Origin of the sequence: Devosia sp., assembly GCF_035944845.1 — a bacterium.
Lineage (GTDB): Bacteria > Pseudomonadota > Alphaproteobacteria > Rhizobiales > Devosiaceae > Devosia_A.
The window spans coordinates 25451-45291 of sequence record NZ_DASZAW010000034.1 but is presented as its reverse complement, the minus strand read 5'-3'; the positions used below and the strand labels follow the sequence as shown (position 1 = coordinate 45291).

Below are 19841 nucleotides of genomic sequence, written 5' to 3'. Positions count from 1 at the left end.
CATAGGTCTTCTGGACCATTGGACTGCCCCCTCCCAATACTGCCGAAACCATTGGGAGAGGGAAGGTCATGGATCAGAACACGCTGGTTGCGCGGGTCGTCGACAGTTTTGGCGGCGATCCGCGCGTCGCGGCTTTGTTTCTCTCCGGCAGCTTCGGCACCGGCACCGCTGATCAGTTCAGCGACGTCGATTTTCTCGCCATTGCCGACGCTGCCGACCATGAGGCGCTGGCCGCCGACTGGCGCAAGGCACTCGAGGCGATCGCGCCGATCGTTCACTACAACCGCCTGCCCCATGCGCTGGTGCTCAATGCCATCACCGATGATTGGCTGCGCGTCGATCTCCACATCGCCAGCCGCGACCACCTCGCTCACACCGCGCAGGACAGCCTGAAGCCGCTGGTCGATCGCGACAACCTCTACGCGACGCTGCGCCCGGAAACGCCGGAGCCGGCGCGCAATCCGGGGCGCCTGGGCTGGATGGTCGGCGAGTTCATCCGCATCCTCGGGCTGACGCCGGTGGCAATCGGTCGCGGCGAGGTCGAACTGATGACCGTCGGCAACACCTTCCTCCGCCGCTTCCTCACTGACCTCTTGACCATCGAGATCAACCCAAGGATTCCCGGCGGCATGCTGCACCTGAGCCGCGTGCTCGATGCCGAGCGCATGGCAGTGCTTGCCTCGGTGCCCCTGCCTCAGCTCAACGCCGACTCGGCCATCGCATCCAACCTCGCGCTTGCCAGCGTTTTCATGCCGCGCGCCAAGGTGCTCTGCGCCTCGCTCGGAGTCGATTGGCCCACCGCCTTCGAGGCCGCCACCCGGCATAACCTGCAGCGCGCGCTGCCGGGCTGGAGCATCGACTGGTAGCGAGGGCGGTCTTGCGGGGGCCGTGCCTGCTTCGCCCCTCTTACTTCGAGGAAGGATCGGGGGTGAGCGGCCCTGCCGCAAACACCGTGTCGGCGGCAAGGCCCCTCACCTGACGCTGCGCGTCGACCTCTCCCCCAAGGGAGAGGTGCGCCGACTGCCAGCGCCAGTGGGTTGACCTCGTCGTTTCCTCCGCTATGTTCCCGGCATCATGATGATGATCCGCAATTTCGCATCGGTGTTCCTCCTCGCCTGAGCGAGCCATGAGGCAACACCACCGCCCTTAGGGGCCCTGCTCGCCCGTCGCCGGCTTTGCCCGTCGATGTGTCGCGAGCTTATGCGAATACGGAAACCACAATGCCTGTGAACACACCCGCGCTCTCCGCAGCGCAGCTCGATGCCTTCATCAATGACGGCTTCGTCCGCATCGACAACGCCTTCCCGGCTGATCTCGCCACTGAGGCTCGCGCCATCCTCTGGGCCGATACCGGGTGCGACCCCAACGACCCGAGAACCTGGACCAAGCCGGTCATCCGCCTCGGCAATTACAGCCAGCCGCCATTCGTCGCAGCTGCGAACACGCCGACGGTTCGCGCTGCCTTCGATCAGTTGGTCGGCCCCGGCCGCTGGCTGCCGCAGGGCAATCTCGGCACCTTCCCGGTGCGCTTCCCTTCGCCCGACGATCCCGGCGATGCCGGCTGGCACATCGACGTGAGCTTCGGCTGGGAGGAGAACCCGACCGATTTCCTGAGCTGGCGCGCCAACGTCAACTCGAGGGGCCGTGCGCTGCTGATGCTGTTCCTCTTCTCCGAGGTCGGCAACCAGGATGCCCCGACCCGCATTCGCGTCGGCTCGCACCTCGATATCGCTCGGCAACTGGCGCCGGCGGGTGAAGCCGGCCTGACATTGCGCGAGCTCGCCGCGGACAACTTCGCCGGCTCGGCGCATCGGCCCGAGGTGCTCGCTACCGGCAGCCCGGGCACGGTCTATCTCTGCCACCCGTTCCTGGTGCATGCCGCCCAGCCGCACCATGGGACCCAGCCGCGGTTCATGGCGCAACCGCCGTTGCTGCCGCGGGAGCCGCTGCGGCTCGAACGACCGGCCGGCGATTACTCCCCGGTAGAGACCGCCATACGCCTGGCGCTCGGCTGATCGGCAGGGAGGGCCGGCTCAGCCGGCCCTCTCCAGCCCGCTTCCGTCGGCGGCTCCACTGCTAGACGCATTTTGCGGCGCCGCTGCCTGCCGCGCCAAATCCTGCCCTTTGCAACGCTAGCCGCCGCGGTTCCGCCTCGATAGCCTGCGCCACCATCAAGCCGGGGGCGCGCATTTGGTCTGGGGCATCGATCCGCTCTACTCGCTGTCGGGGTTTTTCGTCGGCCTCATCGTCGGGTTCACCGGCGTCGGCGGCGGCTCGCTGATGACCCCGCTGCTGATCCTCTTGTTCAACGTTCACCCCGCCACCGCCGTCGGCACCGACCTGCTGTTCGCCGCCGCCACCAAGACCGCCGGCACGGCCGTTCACGGCCTCAACCGCCATGTCGACTGGCATATCGTCGGCAAACTGGCGCTTGGCAGCGTCACTTCCGCCGCCATCACGCTCTATGTGCTGGCGCAGCTTGGCGGTTCGGATCCAACTGTCGCCCGAACGCTCGCCACGATTCTCGGTGGGATGCTGGTACTTACCGCATTGTCGCTGGTGTTCAGGAAACACCTGTTCGGCTTTGCTCGCAGCCACCGCGAGCTGCCGCCCCACCTGCAGACCGCAGTCACGGTCGGCTTTGGTGCGCTGCTCGGCGTCCTTGTATCCATCTCCTCGGTCGGTGCCGGCGCCATCGGCGTGACCGTGTTGATGCTGCTCTACCCGCGCCTGTCGCTGGTCCGCATCGTCGCCACCGACATCGCCCATGCCGTACCGCTGACGCTCGTCGCCGGCATCGGCCACTGGGCCATCGGCAATGTCGAATGGGGCATGCTGGTCTCGCTGCTCATCGGCTCGATCCCCGGCATCCTGATCGCCAGCTTCTTTGCGCCGAAGGTGCCGGAGAGTCTGGTCCGAGGTCTGCTGGCTGCAGTGTTGACCGTAGTCGGCGTGCGCTTGCTGTTTGCCTGACCCCCGCTGGATTGAAACCGCGCCAACAGGAGCGATCAAGGCGCCAGTGCGCGTGGCCCCACCCCACACAGCTGCGCGAAGCCCGCTGCGCGGGCAAGCTACGCGGCCCTCGCCATCAAGGGGAGGGAGGCCCGACTGACATCTTCGGTTCTATCGTCTCCCTCCCCCTCGGGGCGACCTCTTGTAGTCCCCATGGGGAGCGTAGCGCAGCTAGGCGAAGCCGTAGCGTAGCGGGGTGGGCACCGGTCCTCGCCTAAACCCGTTCCGCCAGGACGATCACTCCATCCACCGGCACCCCGCGATCCATGCGGATGACCACCGGGTCGGTGCTCATGACCGAGAGCCCCGCGGCACGGCAGATCTCCAGCGTCGGCGCCACCGCGTGCTGGAAGCGCAGCGTGGTCCCGAGCCGCACCGGCTCGCTGCCGGGATGGGTTTCGAGCGAGACAGCGACGAGGCCGCCCGGCCGCAATGCACGGGCGGCCGAGGCCAGCGGCGCCTCGAGCGCGCCGACATAGTTCAGCACGTCGGCAGCCACGATCAGGTCGATGCTCGCCCGCTCGGTATCAAGCATGGCCTTGAGGTCAGCTTTCTCCAGACGCTCGTAGATCCCCTTGCGCCGCGCCTCGGCCAGCATTTTGGCAGAGAGATCCACCCCCTCGAGCCGATCGACCAGCGGCCGCAGCCGCCCCCCCATCAGGCCGGTGCCGCAGCCGAGATCGAGCGCCCGCCCGAATCGGCCGATGCCGCGTGTCACCATCGCATTGCGGATCAAGGTCTCCAGCGCTTCGGGTGTCCGATAGCCCAGCCGTCCGACCAGCGCATCCTCGAAGCGCGGCGCATAGTCGTCGAACAGCGCCTCGACATAGGCGGGCGCCGCCTCGGCTGAACCGCCTGCCCCGTGCGCAGCGAGCTTCAGTGCCGCACCGAACAGCCCCTTGGCGTCGAGCTGCAACAGCTGGGTCCATGCAACCACTGCCCCGCCGATATCCCCGGCTGCCTCGCGATAGCCGCCGAGCAGGTTCCAGCCGGCCACCCATTGCGGCACCACCTCCAGCGCCTGTGCCATGAGATCGGCGGCTTCGGCGAAAGCGCGCTCGGCGGCGAGCGCCGCGGCATAAGACGCACGACGGTCGGCGACGAGGTCGCCGGACGAATACTGTATTTCGCGCAAGGTTGTTTGACACCGGGCTGGGACGGCACGCCTTTAGCGCGTCGGCGTGCCGCGTGGAAGATGGGCAAGAGCCGGAATTTCCACTTTGCTGTCACATTGGCGAGGCATAGACTGAGCTATGGGCTTCGTGCGGAAGCGGAAGCCCGCTCGTCGGGCCGAGTGGCCCGGTATCTCTACGCCTTCGGCGCCCCACTCCCCGGGCCCGATGGCCTGCTAGTCAGATCGAATTTCAACCCGACGCGCCCCCGGCACGCCGGGCAAAAGCAGTTCACGGCGCCGTATTGATAGGGGGAAATTTTCGGTCTACAAGTTAACCGTCGAATATTGCGGCCGACACTTCGTGCCTGGCGTCTCAAACGCGCCTGCTGATGTCATACCAAGAATTCGATTGGCGGAGTTTCCATTGGGGTGGGAACGCCACGGCAGACTGCGAAAGGGACTATTTATGGCTACCGGCACTGTGAAATGGTTCAACGGCCAGAAGGGCTATGGCTTCATTCAGCCCGACGAGGGTGGGGCTGATGTGTTCGTGCATATCTCCGCTGTCCAGCGTTCGGGGCTTTCGGGCCTCGATGAAGGCCAGAAGGTGACGTACGAGATCGTCAAGGACAAGCGGACCGGCAAGAACGCCGCCGACAACCTCCAGGCATCCTGATCCGGGTCGGGACGCGAGGGCGTCCCAGCTTCGGGTCGGCGTCAGATCTGCAGAAGGCGCAGCCTCCGGGCTGCGCCTTCTGTTTTTGGCCATTCAAAGTCCACGCCACCCTGCTCCCACGGCTCGCTGAGAAGTCGTATTATCACCGCACCTCCAACTGACGCCCCATCCAACCACCGGAAATCTGCGCCACAAGCCGTAAAAATTGCGGATACTTTCAGTTCTCGCGCGCTGCCCGCGGACATGCACGCAAGAACCCGTCAGCCTGAACCACGTATTCAGATCGCGTTCAGCGTCGGGAGATCATTAACCCGCCCCATCGAACCAACACCTGATGAGGGTATCAACATGACGATCCGTAACCAGATCATTGCTCACAGCCGCTCCATGCTGCTGCTCGCGGCAGTGGCCGGCGCCGGTCAGGCTTTTCTCGCCTCCCCGGCCTTTGCAATCCAGGAAGACCAGTTCCCGACCTGCCGTGTCGCGATGGAAGGCACCGCCTTCACGCCGCTCGCCGGGACGCGCGAATATAACAGCAAGTGCTGCTTCGTCCTGTCGGAGAAGCGCTGGTACAACGACAACGGCGTGTTCCTGAGCGCTGTCTATGGGCTCAACGACGAAGAATCCATGCTCACCACGCACTGCCGCCGCGCTCTGCTCGAAACCCGCTCGCTGATAAGCAGCAGCGGTGATGGCGACGGTGATGGCGACGGCGACGGTGACGGCGATGGCGATGGAGACGGCGACGGCGATGGCGACGGCGATGGTGACGGCGATGGTGACGGCGATGGCGACGGCGATGGCGACGGCGATGGTGGCGGCCGCCCAACCCCACCCACGAGCGTGCCGGGCGCTCTCTAAGTGACCTTGCCCTGCCGCCAACGAGCGGCGGGGCAAACCCATCTGAGGGCGCACTTTCAGTGTAGCCAAGCCACTACAGGATACCGCGAGATGCTGAGCGACGTGATGGATGCCGGGGCCGATGTCAGAACGACGCTGCGCGCTGCCCTGGCCGACGCCTTTGATGGCGACGCCCCCCTGCCCCGCTTCTCCAAGGCGCTCGGCGGTCTTGTCGTTGCCACGAGCCGCCGGGATGGACGAATCCGCCAGCGCATCTGCGTAGCCGGCGACACTTTGGCAGCGGCGCTCGACAAGACGATCGACGAACTCGACCTTGCTGGCAGCCAGGTCGATACGCTGGAGTTGAATTGCTGTCACTCGCTGCGCCCGGTTCCCGCCGACCTCAACTCCACGCGCCTCGATAACAACCAGGCCGGCATTGTCGGCGTCGCGCTGCTCGAAGACGGCCAGTTGCACTCACTGTTCAGCCCGACCGAGCTGATCGCCTCCAACCGATCGCCCAAGCGCGCCATAGTCAGTCTGCTCGAAAGCGATGGCCTGACCGCCGATGCGCTGACGATCGGAGCGATAACCGCAGCCACCTTCAAGTCCGAGCAGTATCTCTGCCGCCTCACCCCCCGTGGCGCCGAGATCCGTTCGCTGTTCCGGGGCGCGCGCCCAATCGAGCTCGTTCCCATGGACGAACGGGCCATAGAGGAGCTCGTCGGCGGCATGTCGCGCTGGATGCTGAACCAGGTCCAGCCGGATGGGCGCACCGTCTACAAGTACTGGCCGAGCCGCGGCAGCGAAGCCAACGGCGATAACACCATCCGGCAGGCCATGGCCACCATCTGCCTGGGCCGTATTGCCGACCGCACGTCCGACCCGGATGCACGCGACCGCGCCGACCGCAATCTCGAGCACCTGATGGCCACCTACTACCGCGAGCAAGGTGACTATGGCCTCGCCATCGAAGAGCAGAAGGTCAAGCTGGGCGCCGTCGCGCTCATGGCACTCGCCATCCTCGAGTCACCCGACCGCAACCGTCATGCCGAAGCGCTGACGCGGCTGGTTGCCACCATCAACCACCTCCACTATCCCGATGGCAGCTTCCGCACTTTTTATGCCCCGGCCGACCGCAACGACTGCCAGAACTTCTATCCGGGCGAGACCCTGCTGTTCTGGGCCCACGCGTTGAAGGCCGGCCTCCCCGGCGTCACCGCCGACGCCTATATGCGCGCCTTCCGCTACTATCGCGCCTGGTTCCGCACGGACTCAAACCCCGCCTTCGTGCCCTGGCACACCCAGGCGCATTTCGTCATGCGCGAGCTCGTCGACGAGCCCGAACTGGATGGCTTCATCTTCGAAATGAACGACTGGCTGCTCTCGATGCAGCAGTGGGACAGCGCCCCCTATGCCGATCTGCTCGGCCGCTTCTACGACCCGGAGCGGCCGCATCTCGGGCCCCCGCATGCCTCGGCGACCGGGGTTTACCTCGAGGGGCTGATCGATGCGTTCGAGCTGGCCCGGCACTATGGCGACAAGCCTCGCGAGGCCGCCTATCGACGGGCCATTCTGCGCGGCGCCAGAAGCCTGGCGCGGCTGCAGTTCAAGACCGATGACGACATGTTCTACATCAGCCAGCGCCAGCGCGTCGAAGGCGGTATCCGTACCGAGACCTACAATAACGAAATCCGCGTCGATAACGTGCAGCACGGGCTAATGGGCCTGCAGCGCGTGCTGGAGCGCTTCACTGCCGAGGACTATGCCCAGCCGGGCACCTGAGGCCACCCTTCATGCGGCTCCCGAAAAGTCGTCGTAGCAGTCGTAGTTCACCTGCCGGATCACCTGCCCTTCCTTGAGCGTGATCAGCATGCAGATGTGGGCCACCATCGCGTCGCCCGGCTGCAGGGATCCGATCGGCACGTTGACGATGCCTTCCCAACGCGTCTCCACGATCACCGTGTCGCCGGCCTCATGCATGGCCGCGATCGGATAGCTCTGCCGGCGCAGCACGTTCGCGCCGCGTGGCAGGTCGCGCAGCATCTCCGCGTAGCCTCGCTCCTGTCCCTTGGCGTAGAGTTTGTTGGGCCGCTCGATCTGCACCACGTCTGGATGCAGCAGCCGCCTCACCGCGCCGACGTCGAAGCGCTCGATCGCGCCGATATACTCCCGCACTACGCTGGCAGCTTCACTTTCCATACCCATCGCGCAACCTCTGGAACGCCGTTCTAGTCACATCACTAGAACATCGTTCTAGATTCGTCTATGGCTCTTGCATGAGCTCTTCATCTCCCAGTGCCGACCGTCGTTCCGAAATCCTCGATGCCGCTCTCGCCTGCTTCCTCGAACAGGGGTACCTGGCGACGAGTATCGCCGATATCCGTCGGGAGAGCGGTGCCTCCACAGGCAGCATCTACCACTTCTTCGACAACAAGGGCGCCCTGGCGCTGGCGCTGGTCGAGCGTGCCATCGGCGGCTGGTCAGGACGCTCCGGCGTGGCCGTGGATCCTGACGCCGCCGCCGAGACCGCGATCAAGGCGTCGGTGAGCGGGCTGGTGCGATGGGGCCTCGCCAACCCGGCAGCGCTACGCTTTCTCGATGAGGTGCGCGGGCTCGCCACGGCTGATGCCAGCCTCGCGCCGGTCGCCGGCCTATTGGCCCGTGGCAACGAGGCCGCCCGCGCCCGCTATGCCCTATTCGTTGCCCGCGGCGAGGTCCGCGACCTGCCCTGGCCGCTGGCCCATGCCCTGATGCTGGGTCCCGCCTATGACTTTCTCCGCCTGGCCGGCGACAGGGCGCCGCCGGGCGCTGAACTCGCCCTCGCCGATGCAGCCTGGAATGCGATCCGCGCCCCTTGACCCCAAGCCTATCCGCAACGATATGCACCGGTCGCCACAGCCGGGATACGCGCGGCTTGACCGAAGCCTTCGCCGAAGGCAGTTTACATAGACGCTCCCCCTCAGGTCAGCATGCTGACGACGCCGAATGACTTTGGCAGGGGAGCCTTTCTTTGAGTTGGAGACGGCCATGGACAAAATTCCGATGACACCGAGCGGTCACAAGACCCTGTCGGAGGAATATCGCCGCCGTACGTCCGAGGATCGACCCAGGATTATTGCCGACATCGCCGAAGCGCGCGCCCATGGCGACCTCAGCGAAAATGCCGAGTACCATGCCGCCAAGGAGCAGCAGAGCCTCAACGAGGGCCGCATCAAGGAACTCGAATCGCTGCTGGCGCTGGCTGATATCATCGACATCACCAAGCTCACCGGCTCGACCATCAAGTTCGGCGCCACGGTGAAGCTGGTCGACGAGGATACCGAAGCCGAAAAGCAGTACCAGATCGTCGGCGATGCCGAGGCCGACCTGTCGAAGGGCCGCATCTCGATCTCGTCGCCCATCGCCCGCGCCATGATCGGCAAGGAAGCCGGCGATTCGGTTGAAGTGGCAGCGCCCGGCGGCGCCAAGACCTACGAAATCCTCGACGTGAAGTTCGTCTGAACCGCGCGCGGGCGTTTTGCCGCGCCCGCTGGCTGTGACTTTTCGGTGAGTCCGCGCGCTCCATCGGCTCCGGGCGATGGTCGTACCCTTGAAAGGTGCGCGCCGAACCTCCTATTTTGGCGTAGGGCTTAAGTCTCAGAGTAAGTGGAGCGTAAGGTGCACGCCAAAGTCGTCATCATCGGATCGGGTCCTGCCGGCTACACGGCGGCCATCTATGCGGCGCGCGCTATGCTCGAGCCGGTCATGATCTCCGGCATTCAGCCGGGCGGTCAGCTCACCATCACCACCGATGTCGAGAACTATCCCGGCTTCGCCGACGTCATCCAGGGCCCCTGGCTCATGGAGCAGATGAAGGCGCAGGCTGAGCATGTCGGCACCAAGATGATCAACGACATCATCGTCGAGGTGGACTTCGACAAGCGCCCGTTTGTACTGATCGGCGATGGCGGCACCCGCTATACCGCCGACGCCGTGATCGTCGCCACCGGCGCCCAGGCCCGTTGGCTCGGTCTCGAATCCGAGGAGAAGTTCCAGGGCTTCGGCGTCTCCGCCTGCGCCACCTGCGATGGCTTCTTTTATCGCGGCAAGGAAGTGATCGTCGTCGGCGGTGGCAACACCGCGGTCGAGGAGGCGTTGTTCCTCACCAATTTTGCCTCCAAGGTCACCGTCGTTCACCGCCGCGGCGAGTTCCGCGCCGAGCGCATCCTGCAGCAGCGCCTGTTCAAGAACCCCAAGGTCGAGGTGATCTGGAACGCCGAGATCGAGGAAGTCTACGGCCAGAATATGCCGCGCTCGGTGCAGGGCGTGAAGATCCGTGACACCAAGACCGGGCATGTCACCGAGAAGAGCGTCGACGGCGTGTTCATCGCCATCGGCCACTCGCCGGCCACCTCGATCTTCGCCGGCAAGCTCGACATGAAGCCGGGCGGCTACCTGGAAGTGCAGCCGGGCAGCACCGCCACCAACATCCCCGGGGTGTTCGCCGCCGGCGACGTCACCGACGACATCTACCGGCAGGCGGTGACCGCGGCCGGCATGGGCTGCATGGCGGCACTCGACGCGGAGGAATATCTGGCATCGCTCGAGCTCGCAGAAGCGGCGGAATAGCCGATGCTGGATTGGGACAAGCTCCGCATCTTCCACACCGCCGCCGAATCCGGGTCGTTCACCCACGCCGCTGAAAAGCTCAACATGAGCCAGTCTGCCGTATCGCGGCAGATTTCGGCGCTTGAGGAGGATCTGGGGCTGAAGCTCTTCATCCGCCACGCGCGCGGCCTGGTGCTCACCGAGGTGGGCGAGCAGCTGTTCCGCACGGCGCACCGCATGCACTGGGAACTGCAGCAGGTCGAGACCCAGATGTCCGAGAGCCAGGAGGTGCCGACCGGCCCCTTGCTCGTCACCACCACGGTGGGTATCGGCTCGACCTGGCTATCGTCCCGCATTCACGAGTTCCTGATCCTTTATCCGGAAATCCAGATCGAGATTAAGCTCAACGACGCCGAGCTCGATCTCGCCATGCGCGAGGCCGACGTCGCCATCCGCCTGCACCGGCCAAACCAGTCCGAAATGATCCAGCGCAAGCTGTTCACGGTGCACAACCATTTCTATGCCTCCGAGCAATACCTCAAGGAGTTCGGCGAGCCACAGGCGGTCGAGGATCTCGACAGCCACCGCATCATCTCGTTTGGCGAGCCGGTCCCCTCATATCTCGGCGACATCAACTATCTCGAGCGCCTTGGCCGCCCCGATTCCTCGCCGCGCCGCGCCTCGATGAAGGTCAACGCCATCTACGGCATGATGCAGGCCGCCCGCGCCGGCATCGGCATCGCCATGCTGCCCGACTACGTTACCGAGGGTGAAACCAACCTCCGCCGCGTGCTCGAAGGCATCGAGCTGCCGGCCTACGAGGCCTATTTCGTCTACCCCCCGGCGCTGAAGAATTCCAAGCGCGTCGGCGTCTTCCGCGACTTCCTCGTCGGCAAGGCGCGAGAGTGGTCGTTCTAGCGATCTGGCCTACTGCAAGCGCTGGTATTTGCTGCCCCCCACCCCTGAAGAAGTGGGAGGGAGACGCTTCCACGGGCGTCAGTGTTTTGGTCTCCCTCCCCATTCTTGGTGGGAGGGGACAGGGGTGGCGGTAGGTTCGCACCGGCTTGCGAGCCGATACGCCGCCGCCCCTCAGCGCGGCCGCACCACCGTAAACGTCAGCTCCTTGCGCACGCCAAACCCGAGCTTCTGATAGAGCGCGATAGCCGCGCTGTTCTCGGTTTTCACATGCAGGAACGGCACTCGCCCCTCCGCCGCGATCAGCGCCGACACCTAGGACACCAACGCCTTGGCCAGCCCCCTGCCCCTGAACTCCGGCCAGGTGCAGACGGCGCTCACCTCGGTCAGCTGCCCCAGCCGCATCCGCTCGCCGGTCATCGCCATCAGCCGCCCATCCTCCGCGCGCAGCCCGAAGTACCGCCCCATGCCGAGCGTGCCGGCACGAAACGGCCCGGGCTCCGTCGCCGTCGCCAGCTCCAACGCTTCTTCGGCATCAGCCGCCGTCAGTTGCACCGGCACGATATCGGGCGGTGGCGGCGGCGCTTCGCAGACCATCTGGAACACCGGCACCGCCTGCAGCAGCTCCCAATCCGAGGGCAGCTCATATGGCGTCGCCGAGACCAGCCCCACCGCCTCCTCCGGGCCGACCAATGGTCGCAACTCGGCGAACGCATCGGCGTCGTAGCGCGCGAGGCCGCCGATCGGCGACAGCTCGGCCCGATAGCGCGCCGCTGCGCCGTTGCGCTGCCCCAGCGCCGCATGGTCGGTGGTCAGGGCGTGCCACGCCGGATCGTCGAGCATGGAGAAGTTGGTCATTCCAATAGTCCTTCGGATGTCGCGCCTCGCCTCTACCATCCTGCTCGCGACTTCCCAACTCCCGGCGTTCATCGGCAATTCAGTCGCCTCGGCTAGAACAGGCGAAATCTCGGGGAACCTCATGCATTGCTTCGTCGCCGCAGCCGCACTTTGTCTTGTCGCCACCCCGTCCCTGGCTCAGATGGTCACCATCAGCCCCGAACAGATCGGCGAAATCTTCTGCATCGCGCGGCTCGGTAACGACATGGCGCCGGTTCAGGGGTTGCTGACGACCGAACTCGGCGCAGCGATCGCCGAAGCCGAGGCGAAGAACGCTGCCATCCAGCAGGCGCATCCCGACGAGAAGCCGCCGCTGGGTGATGGCATCCCGTGGCAGGCCTTCCCCGACTATGCGACCGAGTGCAAGGCCGGCGCAGTGACTCTCGAAGCCGACCGTGCGGTGGTTGATATCGCCTATGGCTTTGCCGACTATCCCGACGCGAACTTCACCGATCATCTGCAACTGATCCTCGTGGCGCAACCGGACCTCCCCGAACCGCTCTGGCGCATCGAGAACCTTGGCTACGCCACCGAGGGTGATCTGCGTCAGGTGCTGGTCTCAGCCTTCGCCAACTAAAGCCACGCATCGTTTCATCCTTGACGCCCTGCGCGCAAAGGCGCATTTCGGCTCAGTTCCGGGCGCTTGCGCCAGGACTTTCATCAAGGACTGAAAATGAACCCCGACAGTCGAAGTCGATCTTCGATCTTGCCGGCGCTCTAGGCTCCCAACGCGAGATCAGGAAGAGTTTTGGAACTCTTCCTAGACCTCGCGACCAGCGGGTGGGCCGGGCGCGCCGGCCCGGCTATCTATTGGAGCCCCGCTATGCTGCGTGCCTATATCCGCGAAGGCGACCGCCTCGTCCCCACCGATTTCGATGCTGCCGCGGGCACTCAACTGGCCGGCGCGGTCTGGTACTCACTCACCGACCCGACGCGCGAAGAGGACAAGTTCGTCGAGGCCTGCCTCGGCATCGACATTCCTACGCGCCGCGAGATGCAGGACATCGAGCCCTCTGCCCGCCTCTACAGCGAGGCAGGCGCCGAGTTCATGACCATTACCGCGTTGATCGAGGATGAAGCGGACCAGGTGGTCAAAACGCCGATCACCTTCGTATTGCGCAACGACCAACTGGTCACGGTGCGCTACGCCGATCCAAAGCCGTTCCGGCTCTACGAGCGGCTCGTCTCCCGACCCACTACGGGTGAGATCGGCGGCGAGCGCGTCATGATCGGCCTGCTCGAATCCTTCATCGACCGCCTGGCGCAACTGCTCGAGAATACCGGAGACGGCATCGACCAGATTTCCCGCGAGGTCTTCGGCAACAAATCCACCAAGCCCACCCGCAAGACCCGCGACCTGCAGTCGCTGATCGAGCGCATCGGCAAGAAGGGCGATGTTCTTACCCTGGCGCGCGAAAGTCTCGTCTCGATCAGCCGGCTGGTCAGCTTTCACCAGTCGAGCAGCACCGAGAACCAGAAATCGGCGCGCGACCGCAAGCAGGAGATCAAGGTGCTGCAGCGCGACGCTGCGGCGCTCAGCGATCACGCGGCGTTCCTCTCCGACAAGATCACCTTCCTGCTCGATGCGACGCTCGGGCTGATCAACCTCGAGCAGAACCAGATCATCAAAATCTTCTCGGTGGCCGCCGTAGTGTTCCTGCCGCCCACTCTCGTCGCCTCGATCTACGGCATGAACTTCGAGTTCATGCCCGAATTAAGCTGGCCTTTGGGCTATCCATTTGCGCTGGGGCTCATGGTTCTGTCCGCTGCGGTACCCTACCTGTTCTTCAAACGCAGCGGCTGGCTCTGAGTCATCCGGATTCGTTCGCCGATTCTGACAAAAAACCGTCACAATCAAGCACTTGGCGCTGTGTTCACATCGGCGTGCGACGCCACGACGCACGCCGAGAACCGCAATACACGAGCAAACTCATCGACTTAACAGCCATGCAAAAAGCGCATGCCACTCATTCGATACTCTTCGGTTGATGGGTCAGCACTCCCGCCATATATCCCCGCTCGACAGCAGCTGAGCGCATCTCCCTCCTCCTCCTCGCGCTCGTTGTTTGTTCCTCCCTGCAGCTGGCAACGGCTGCTACTCGGCCCCGCTCTCCCCTCGAGCGGGGCCTTGCTTTTTCTGCCCCGCGCAACGCCGAGACCAACCGCCAAAACGGCAGTCGGTTGACGCGAGCGTCACGGCAGTATGGCTGACCTTTACCTGCACAAACTGCATAGCTGGCATGTGGAACTCCGCATTGTGGACCAAACGGTCAAAGTGCATATTGTGACTGTCGATGTGAGCCGCACCGTATCCTCCTCCCTCGGTCCTGCTCTGCGACACCGGTCCGAAGTCGTATCCTCCTCCCTCGACTTAGGACCATCGGCAAATGGCGTATCCTCCTCCCTCGTCCATTTGCCACCACTTTCGATTTGGACTTCGGTCCTTTTCATTGGGCCCCATCTTCGGATGGGGCCTCTTTTTTTGCTTTGGCTGATCTTTCAGTCCCTCTCGCCTCGCGCCTGGCGCATGGCTGACGTTCCGACTTGTCGATTGTTCCGTTTCGCCGTCTCCCCGATAGTCATCTCAACGAATTGCAGCCGCTCCTCCTCCCTGGCTGCGCTTCGATGGGTCGCCCGCTTCGGCGAGCCGGCCTTTGAAGGCTCCGCTCATCCCCTCGAGCGGAGCCTTTCTCTTTTCGAGCGATGGGCGAGATCGCCCGCTGCCTAGCCATTCACACCGGCTGTCATCACAGCGAAGGCTCAATCCCGCGAAAGCGGGAACCTCGGTTCTCTTGCCTTCGGCACCATTGCAAACGCAGGTCCCCGCTTTCGCGGGGATGACACCGAGCGGATTGGAGAGATCGGCGGGTTGCCTCAAGCTCCGAGAACGCTAGGGTGGGCACCAAGCGAGATTGAGCCGATGACCACGACGCTTCCCACCGTTCTGCTTGCCTCCGGCACGTCCGTGCCCGCCCTCGGCCAGGGCACCTGGCGCATGGGCGAGGATCGCCGCCGCCACGCCGACGAGGTGGCGGCGCTGCGCCGCGGCATCGAGGTCGGCATGACGCTGATCGATACCGCGGAGATGTACGGCGATGGCGGCGCCGAACTGGTGGTTGCCGAAGCAATCGAGGGCCGCCGCAGCCAGGTGCAACTGGTCAGCAAGGTGCTGCCGTACAATGCCAGCCGCAGCGGCACCATTGCCGCCTGCGAGCGCAGCCTGAAGCGGCTCGGCACCGACCATATCGAGCTCTATCTGCTGCACTGGCGTGGCCGGCACCCGCTCGCCGAGACGGTCGACGCCTTCGAGACCCTCAAGCGCTCCGGCGCCATCGGCGCCTGGGGTGTTTCCAACTTCGATGTCGACGATATGGAGGAGTTGTTCGCCGTGCCGGGCGGCGAGGCCTGCGCCACCAACCAGGTGCTCTACAACCTCACGGCCCGCGGCATCGAATATGACCTGCTCGGCTGGTCCGCCAGGCATGCGATGCCGATCATGGCCTATTCGCCGCTCGGCAACGACAACCGTATGCTGCGCCACCCCGAACTGCAGCGCATCGCCAACGCCCGTGGCGTCAATGCCGCCCAGGTGGCGCTGGCCTTCGTGCTGGCCCGACCCGGCGTCATCGCCATTCCCAAGGCCACCGGCCTCGACCACGTCGCCGAGAACCGCGCTGCGGCGGAGCTGACGCTTGATGTAGCCGAACTCACGGCGTTGGACGCAGCGTTCCCACCGCCGCGCCGCAAGCAGGCGCTGGAGGTGATCTGAGCTCTTGTAGTCTTGGGTTTTCGGAACTGGTGGAGGGCACCAACTTGCCCCAACCACGGTGTCACCCCGGCGAAGGCCGGGGCCATCCTGAGATGCTTCGGGTGAGTTGCGGTCCGTGGTCACCTCGCTGACCGGATAACCGGCACGACATGCAGCGGTGAAAGGACCGTGGCCCACAGAACGACCGCAGGATGGGCCCCGGCCGTCGCCGGGGTGACGTCGAGCGTGGGGGACAAGTCAGCGCCTCCCACGGCCATTCTTGCCCGGCACTTCCTGCCGCCCGACCGCTTCTCTCCACCCAAACGCCCCGGATTCCCCGCCCTCCACACTGGCACGCCGCCTGCATGGTGATCCGCGACCGCCCGGAGGCACCCATGAGCAGCGTCGGCACCGCGACTTCCACCAGTTCACTGACCTACGCGCAAATCATCGCCAACGCGCAGAAGGCCCAGCAGCAGGCACTGACCAATCCACCGGCGACGAGTTCGAGCGAATCCGGCGCCACCAACGTCACCCTGTCCGATGCAGCCAAGGCCGCACTCACCACCATCAAAGACTTCGCTTCCGTCACGACGGAGGCCCGCGCCACCCTTGATAAACTGCTCGGCGACGCCAAGCTCACCAGCCCACTGAAGGACGGCAAACTCGCCCTCGATCTCAGCAAGGTCGACCGGCGCGAGCTCTATGCCATGAGCACCAACGCCAGCCAGCTGTTTACCGCTGACGAGCAGAAGGCCGCGGCGATCGAACTCATGAACCGCTTCGACCAGGCGATGGCCGGCCCCACTGCGGTCGGCCGCGTCACCGGCAGCGTCAAAGGTCTCTATGTCGCCGCCCTCGCCTATTTCGATGCCATGGGTCCCGAGGAGAAGGCTTCGGCCGCCTATGCCGACCAGCGCGCCGCGCTCGAGGAAATGCTGAAGCTCATCGAAGCCAAGCCCTCGACCCTGCCCGGCGCCGTACCCAACGACCCGGTCAACGCCTATATGGAGCGCCTTGCCGGCGGCGAGACCGGCCAGCCGCGCGACATCAAGGATGTCGCCGGCGACGCCCGCACCACACTCGATGCGCAGTACAAATCGACCGGCAGTTCGAACCCCGACTATTCCGAGTTCGATAGCCGCTCGCTCGCCTCGGTGGCGCTCAACTCCAACGGCAAGTTCTCGCCGAGCGAAGTCCGCTCCGCCTCGATGGAGATGCGCTCGCGCTCCGGCGCCGCGTTGCTGCAGGGCCTCAAATCCGCCGGGACCGGTAATGCCGCCGGCTTCGCCCAGAACGTCATCTCGCTCTATGGCGCCATGAGCAGCGAAGAGCGCGCCGCCGCCGGCTGGTCGGAAAACCTCTACGCCGCGGCGGTGTCGAACTACCAGACCGCCAGCAAGCTGGGCTCGCTGCTCAGCCAAGCCACCGGGTCCTCTGCATTTGGTGGCGACGGCGGCGGGTCGATGAGCTTGATAGATTACCTGTGAGCCGGCTGAAGCAGACGGCCCCCTCCCGGCCTCCCCCATAAAGGGGGAGGTGAAGACTTGAGGCTCTGTCTTCGATCGTGCCAAATGCACCGGCAAGGCACCTCCCCCATCATGGGGGAGGATGGGAGGGGGCCGTCTCTATCAGTGAGCCCCAGCAAACCCATCCAGCGCCGCCGTGATCGCCTCCGGCATTCCGGCATCGCCAGCCGAGTGCCCTGCCCCGTCGATCACCACGAGCTTCGCATCGGGCCAGGCCCGCGCCAGTTCCCACGCCGTCACCAACGGCCCTTGCAGATCGAGCCGACCCTGTACCAGCACGCCCGGAATTCCCCGCAGCCGGTGGGCATTGGCGAGGATTTGCCCCTCTTCCATCCATCCCGCGTGGCGGAACACATGCGTAACGATCCGGCTACGGGCCAGCATCCGCCGGGGATCTGCCCCATCCGACGCGCGGCCGACCTGGGCGGTGACCGATACCGCCGCATTGTCCCAGTCGTGAAAATCCCGCGCCGCCTTGTCGCGCACCGTTGGATCGGCATCGAACAGCAGGTCGTTATACGCCGCGACCAGCCCATCCTCCGGCGTCCCCTCAGGCGCGCCGGCGACGAACCGCTCCCACTCCACGGGATAGAGCGGCGCCATGCCGCGATAGAGCCAGTCGATCTCGCGCCGCCGCGTCGTCGTCACCCCGCCGAACACCATTGCCGCGACGTGCCCGGGATGGGCCTCGGCATAAGCGAGCCCGAGCGTAGTGCCCCACGAGCCGCCATAGATCACCCATTTGTCGACGCCGAAATGTGCCCTCAGCCGTTCGATATCGGCGACCATATGGGCGGTGGTGATGACCGAGAAATCCACGCCTTCGTCCGCGGCGTGCGGCGTGCTGCGGCCGCAACCGCGCTGGTCGAAGCCGATGATGCGGTACCGCGCCGGGTCAAAAAAGCCCCGCATCCACGGGGCAAACCCGGAACCCGGTCCGCCATGGAGGATCAGCGCCGGCACCCCATCGGGGTTGCCTGCCTCTTCCCAGTAGAGCGCATTGCCATCCCCGACCGCGAGCCAGCCGCTCGCGACCGGCTCGGTGATCGGGTATGTCATCAGCTCACCTTGGCGCAGAAATCCTGGATCCGGCTCACTGCATCTTCGAGCTGGGCGTTCGATGCCGCGTAGCTGAGCCGCATATGCCCGGCGAGACCGAACGCCGTGCCGTGCACCAGGGCAACGCCGGTCTCTTCGAGCAGCGCCAGGACGAACGCCGCATCGTCAGTCAGCGCCCGGCCGCCGCCCGAGGTTTTGCCGAGCAGACGTTTGACCGACGGGAAGACATAGAACGCCCCTTCGGGCGTCAGGCAGTCGAGCCCGGTATTGGCGTTGAGGCCGGCGACCACCAGGTCGCGCCGCCCCTGGAACACGTCACGCCAGCCAGTCAGGAACTCCTGCGGGCCGTTCAGCGCTTCCACTGCCGCCCATTGCGAGATCGAGGAGGGATTGGTGGTCGATTGGCTTTGCAGCTTGTTCATTGCGGCGAGCAGCGGCCGCGGCCCGGTGCAATAGCCGATGCGCCAGCCGGTCATGGCGTGCGACTTCGACACGCCATTCATGGTCAGCGTCCGTGCCTGCAACTGCGGCTCCACCCCCGCAATGGTGGCGAAACTGCCGCCGTCATAGACCAGCACCTCGTAGATATCGTCGGTGAGGATGTGCACCTGCGGGTGGCGCAGCAGCACATCGGCCAGTCCGCGCAATTCGTCGCGCGTATAGGCGGCACCGGTCGGGTTGGACGGCGTATTGAGGATCAGCCATTTGGTCTTCGGCGTGATCGCCGCTTCCAGCACCTCGGGCTTGAGCTTGAAGCCGGTCGAAGCGTCGGCAACCGCGAACACCGGATCGGCATCGCAAAGCCGCACGATCTCCGGGTAGCTCACCCAGTACGGCACCGGGATCACCACCTCGTCGCCGGGGTTCAGCGTCGCCATCAACGCGTTGAAGATGATCTGCTTGCCGCCGGACGAGACAAAGCAATCGGCGGCCGTGACGTCGAGCCCATTGTCGCGCTTGAACTTCGCCGCCACCGCTTCCTTGAGCTCGGGGATGCCGTCGACCGCAGTGTAGCGGGTCTTGCCCGAGTTGATCGCCCGGATCGCCGCCTCGCGCACATGCTCGGGCGTATCGAAATCGGGTTCGCCCGCGGCCAGCGAGATCACGTCCTCGCCCTGCCGCTTCATTTCGACGGCTTTGGAGTTGATGGCGACCGTGGCGGATGGCTGGATGCGGCTGAGGGCGTCGGACAGGAAAGCCAAGATCATCTCCCGGTAAGATGGCGGGAAAGCTCTACGGCTTCAGTCTCGCGCGCACAACCGGGACGTTTGGTCAAACGGCGCGGGCGGGTGCCCTTGCACTTGCCGGCAGGACGATCGGGTTGCCATCGGCTCGCACGCTGGCCTTGCCGCTTCCCATCGCCTGTTCACCATCGGGCATCAGGCTGACGAGCAGCGCGGCGAGTACGGCGGAAATGGCGAGAACTTTCAACTCAGACATCCTGGATAACTTGGGGCTGAC

At 65.0% G+C, this 19841-nt stretch carries 19 protein-coding genes and 1 pseudogene; 14 read left to right on the top strand and 6 right to left on the bottom strand.

The features are described 5' to 3' along the window. Positions 1-68: 68 nt before the first annotated feature. From VGV07_RS05235 to VGV07_RS05225, 3 genes are all read left to right on the top strand, one after another. Positions 69-866 carry a nucleotidyltransferase domain-containing protein gene (locus VGV07_RS05235; protein ID WP_326867635.1) on the top strand — a complete coding sequence of 266 codons (798 nt, stop codon included), beginning with the start codon at positions 69-71 and terminating at the stop codon, positions 864-866. A gap of 354 nt (positions 867-1220) precedes the next feature. Next, positions 1221-2015, top strand: coding sequence for a phytanoyl-CoA dioxygenase family protein (locus VGV07_RS05230; RefSeq protein WP_326867634.1), 795 nt, complete (start codon positions 1221-1223; stop codon positions 2013-2015). 175 nt (positions 2016-2190) lie between these two features. After that, positions 2191-2973 carry a sulfite exporter TauE/SafE family protein gene (locus VGV07_RS05225; RefSeq protein ID WP_326867633.1) on the top strand — a complete coding sequence of 261 codons (783 nt, stop codon included), beginning with the start codon at positions 2191-2193 and terminating at the stop codon, positions 2971-2973. A gap of 253 nt (positions 2974-3226) precedes the next feature. On the opposite strand, the gene VGV07_RS05220 is transcribed toward VGV07_RS05225, so the two are convergent. Continuing rightward, positions 3227-4147 (bottom strand): class I SAM-dependent DNA methyltransferase, encoded by a 921-nt coding sequence (locus VGV07_RS05220; RefSeq protein ID WP_326867632.1) that lies wholly within the window; start codon positions 4145-4147, stop codon positions 3227-3229. A 445-nt stretch (positions 4148-4592) separates the two neighbouring features. Between VGV07_RS05220 and VGV07_RS05215 the strand changes: the two genes are divergently transcribed. The 3 genes from VGV07_RS05215 (at position 4593) to VGV07_RS05205 (ending at position 7427) form a co-directional block, all read left to right on the top strand. After that, on the top strand, positions 4593-4802 hold the full coding sequence (locus tag VGV07_RS05215) for a cold-shock protein (RefSeq protein WP_055045318.1): 210 nt from the start codon (positions 4593-4595) through the stop codon (positions 4800-4802). 348 nt (positions 4803-5150) lie between these two features. Continuing rightward, positions 5151-5663, top strand: coding sequence for a hypothetical protein (locus VGV07_RS05210; protein WP_326867631.1), 513 nt, complete (start codon positions 5151-5153; stop codon positions 5661-5663). A gap of 90 nt (positions 5664-5753) precedes the next feature. Beyond that, on the top strand, positions 5754-7427 hold the full coding sequence (locus tag VGV07_RS05205) for a hypothetical protein (RefSeq protein ID WP_326867630.1): 1674 nt from the start codon (positions 5754-5756) through the stop codon (positions 7425-7427). A gap of 9 nt (positions 7428-7436) precedes the next feature. Here the strand turns inward: VGV07_RS05205 and VGV07_RS05200 are convergent, their stop codons facing one another. Continuing rightward, positions 7437-7850, bottom strand: a complete 414-nt coding sequence (locus tag VGV07_RS05200) for a nuclear transport factor 2 family protein (RefSeq protein ID WP_326867629.1) — start codon at positions 7848-7850, stop codon at positions 7437-7439. Between the two features lie 71 nt (positions 7851-7921). On the opposite strand from VGV07_RS05200, the gene VGV07_RS05195 reads away from it, so the two are divergent. From VGV07_RS05195 to VGV07_RS05180, 4 genes are all read left to right on the top strand, one after another. Continuing rightward, entirely contained in the window at positions 7922-8503 is a 582-nt protein-coding gene (locus tag VGV07_RS05195; protein WP_326867628.1) for a helix-turn-helix domain-containing protein, read from the top strand. A 169-nt stretch (positions 8504-8672) separates the two neighbouring features. Then, positions 8673-9146 carry a transcription elongation factor GreA gene (greA, locus tag VGV07_RS05190; protein ID WP_326867627.1) on the top strand — a complete coding sequence of 158 codons (474 nt, stop codon included), beginning with the start codon at positions 8673-8675 and terminating at the stop codon, positions 9144-9146. Positions 9147-9290: 144 nt separating this feature from the next. Next, positions 9291-10253 carry a thioredoxin-disulfide reductase gene (trxB, locus tag VGV07_RS05185; RefSeq protein WP_326867626.1) on the top strand — a complete coding sequence of 321 codons (963 nt, stop codon included), beginning with the start codon at positions 9291-9293 and terminating at the stop codon, positions 10251-10253. A gap of 3 nt (positions 10254-10256) precedes the next feature. Then, positions 10257-11150 (top strand): LysR family transcriptional regulator, encoded by an 894-nt coding sequence (locus VGV07_RS05180; RefSeq protein ID WP_326867625.1) that lies wholly within the window; start codon positions 10257-10259, stop codon positions 11148-11150. A 171-nt stretch (positions 11151-11321) separates the two neighbouring features. Here VGV07_RS05180 and VGV07_RS27350 read toward each other — a convergent pair. After that, positions 11322-11990: pseudogene (locus VGV07_RS27350) on the bottom strand (GNAT family N-acetyltransferase). A gap of 136 nt (positions 11991-12126) precedes the next feature. Between VGV07_RS27350 and VGV07_RS05170 the strand changes: the two are divergent. The 4 genes from VGV07_RS05170 (at position 12127) to VGV07_RS05155 (ending at position 17282) form a co-directional block, all read left to right on the top strand. Beyond that, the gene (locus VGV07_RS05170) at positions 12127-12621 is read left to right on the top strand and encodes a hypothetical protein (RefSeq protein WP_326867624.1); all 495 of its coding nucleotides are present in this window, start codon (positions 12127-12129) and stop codon (positions 12619-12621) included. Between the two features lie 246 nt (positions 12622-12867). After that, on the top strand, positions 12868-13854 hold the full coding sequence (locus VGV07_RS05165; protein WP_326867623.1) for a magnesium transporter CorA family protein: 987 nt from the start codon (positions 12868-12870) through the stop codon (positions 13852-13854). Positions 13855-14964: 1110 nt separating this feature from the next. Next, positions 14965-15813, top strand: a complete 849-nt coding sequence (locus tag VGV07_RS05160; protein ID WP_326867622.1) for an aldo/keto reductase — start codon at positions 14965-14967, stop codon at positions 15811-15813. A gap of 374 nt (positions 15814-16187) precedes the next feature. Beyond that, positions 16188-17282, top strand: a complete 1095-nt coding sequence (locus VGV07_RS05155; protein WP_326867621.1) for a hypothetical protein — start codon at positions 16188-16190, stop codon at positions 17280-17282. A gap of 141 nt (positions 17283-17423) precedes the next feature. Here the strand turns inward: VGV07_RS05155 and pip are convergent, their stop codons facing one another. The 3 genes from pip to VGV07_RS05140 form a co-directional block, all read right to left on the bottom strand. Beyond that, entirely contained in the window at positions 17424-18380 is a 957-nt protein-coding gene (gene pip / locus VGV07_RS05150; protein ID WP_326867620.1) for a prolyl aminopeptidase, read from the bottom strand. Then, complete coding sequence (locus tag VGV07_RS05145; RefSeq protein WP_326867619.1) at positions 18380-19582, bottom strand: pyridoxal phosphate-dependent aminotransferase; 1203 nt, start codon at positions 19580-19582, stop codon at positions 18380-18382. Before VGV07_RS05145 ends, pip begins: the two co-directional genes overlap by 1 nt. Positions 19583-19652: 70 nt before the next feature. Continuing rightward, positions 19653-19811, bottom strand: a complete 159-nt coding sequence (locus VGV07_RS05140; RefSeq protein ID WP_326867618.1) for a hypothetical protein — start codon at positions 19809-19811, stop codon at positions 19653-19655. Positions 19812-19841 lie beyond the last annotated feature (30 nt).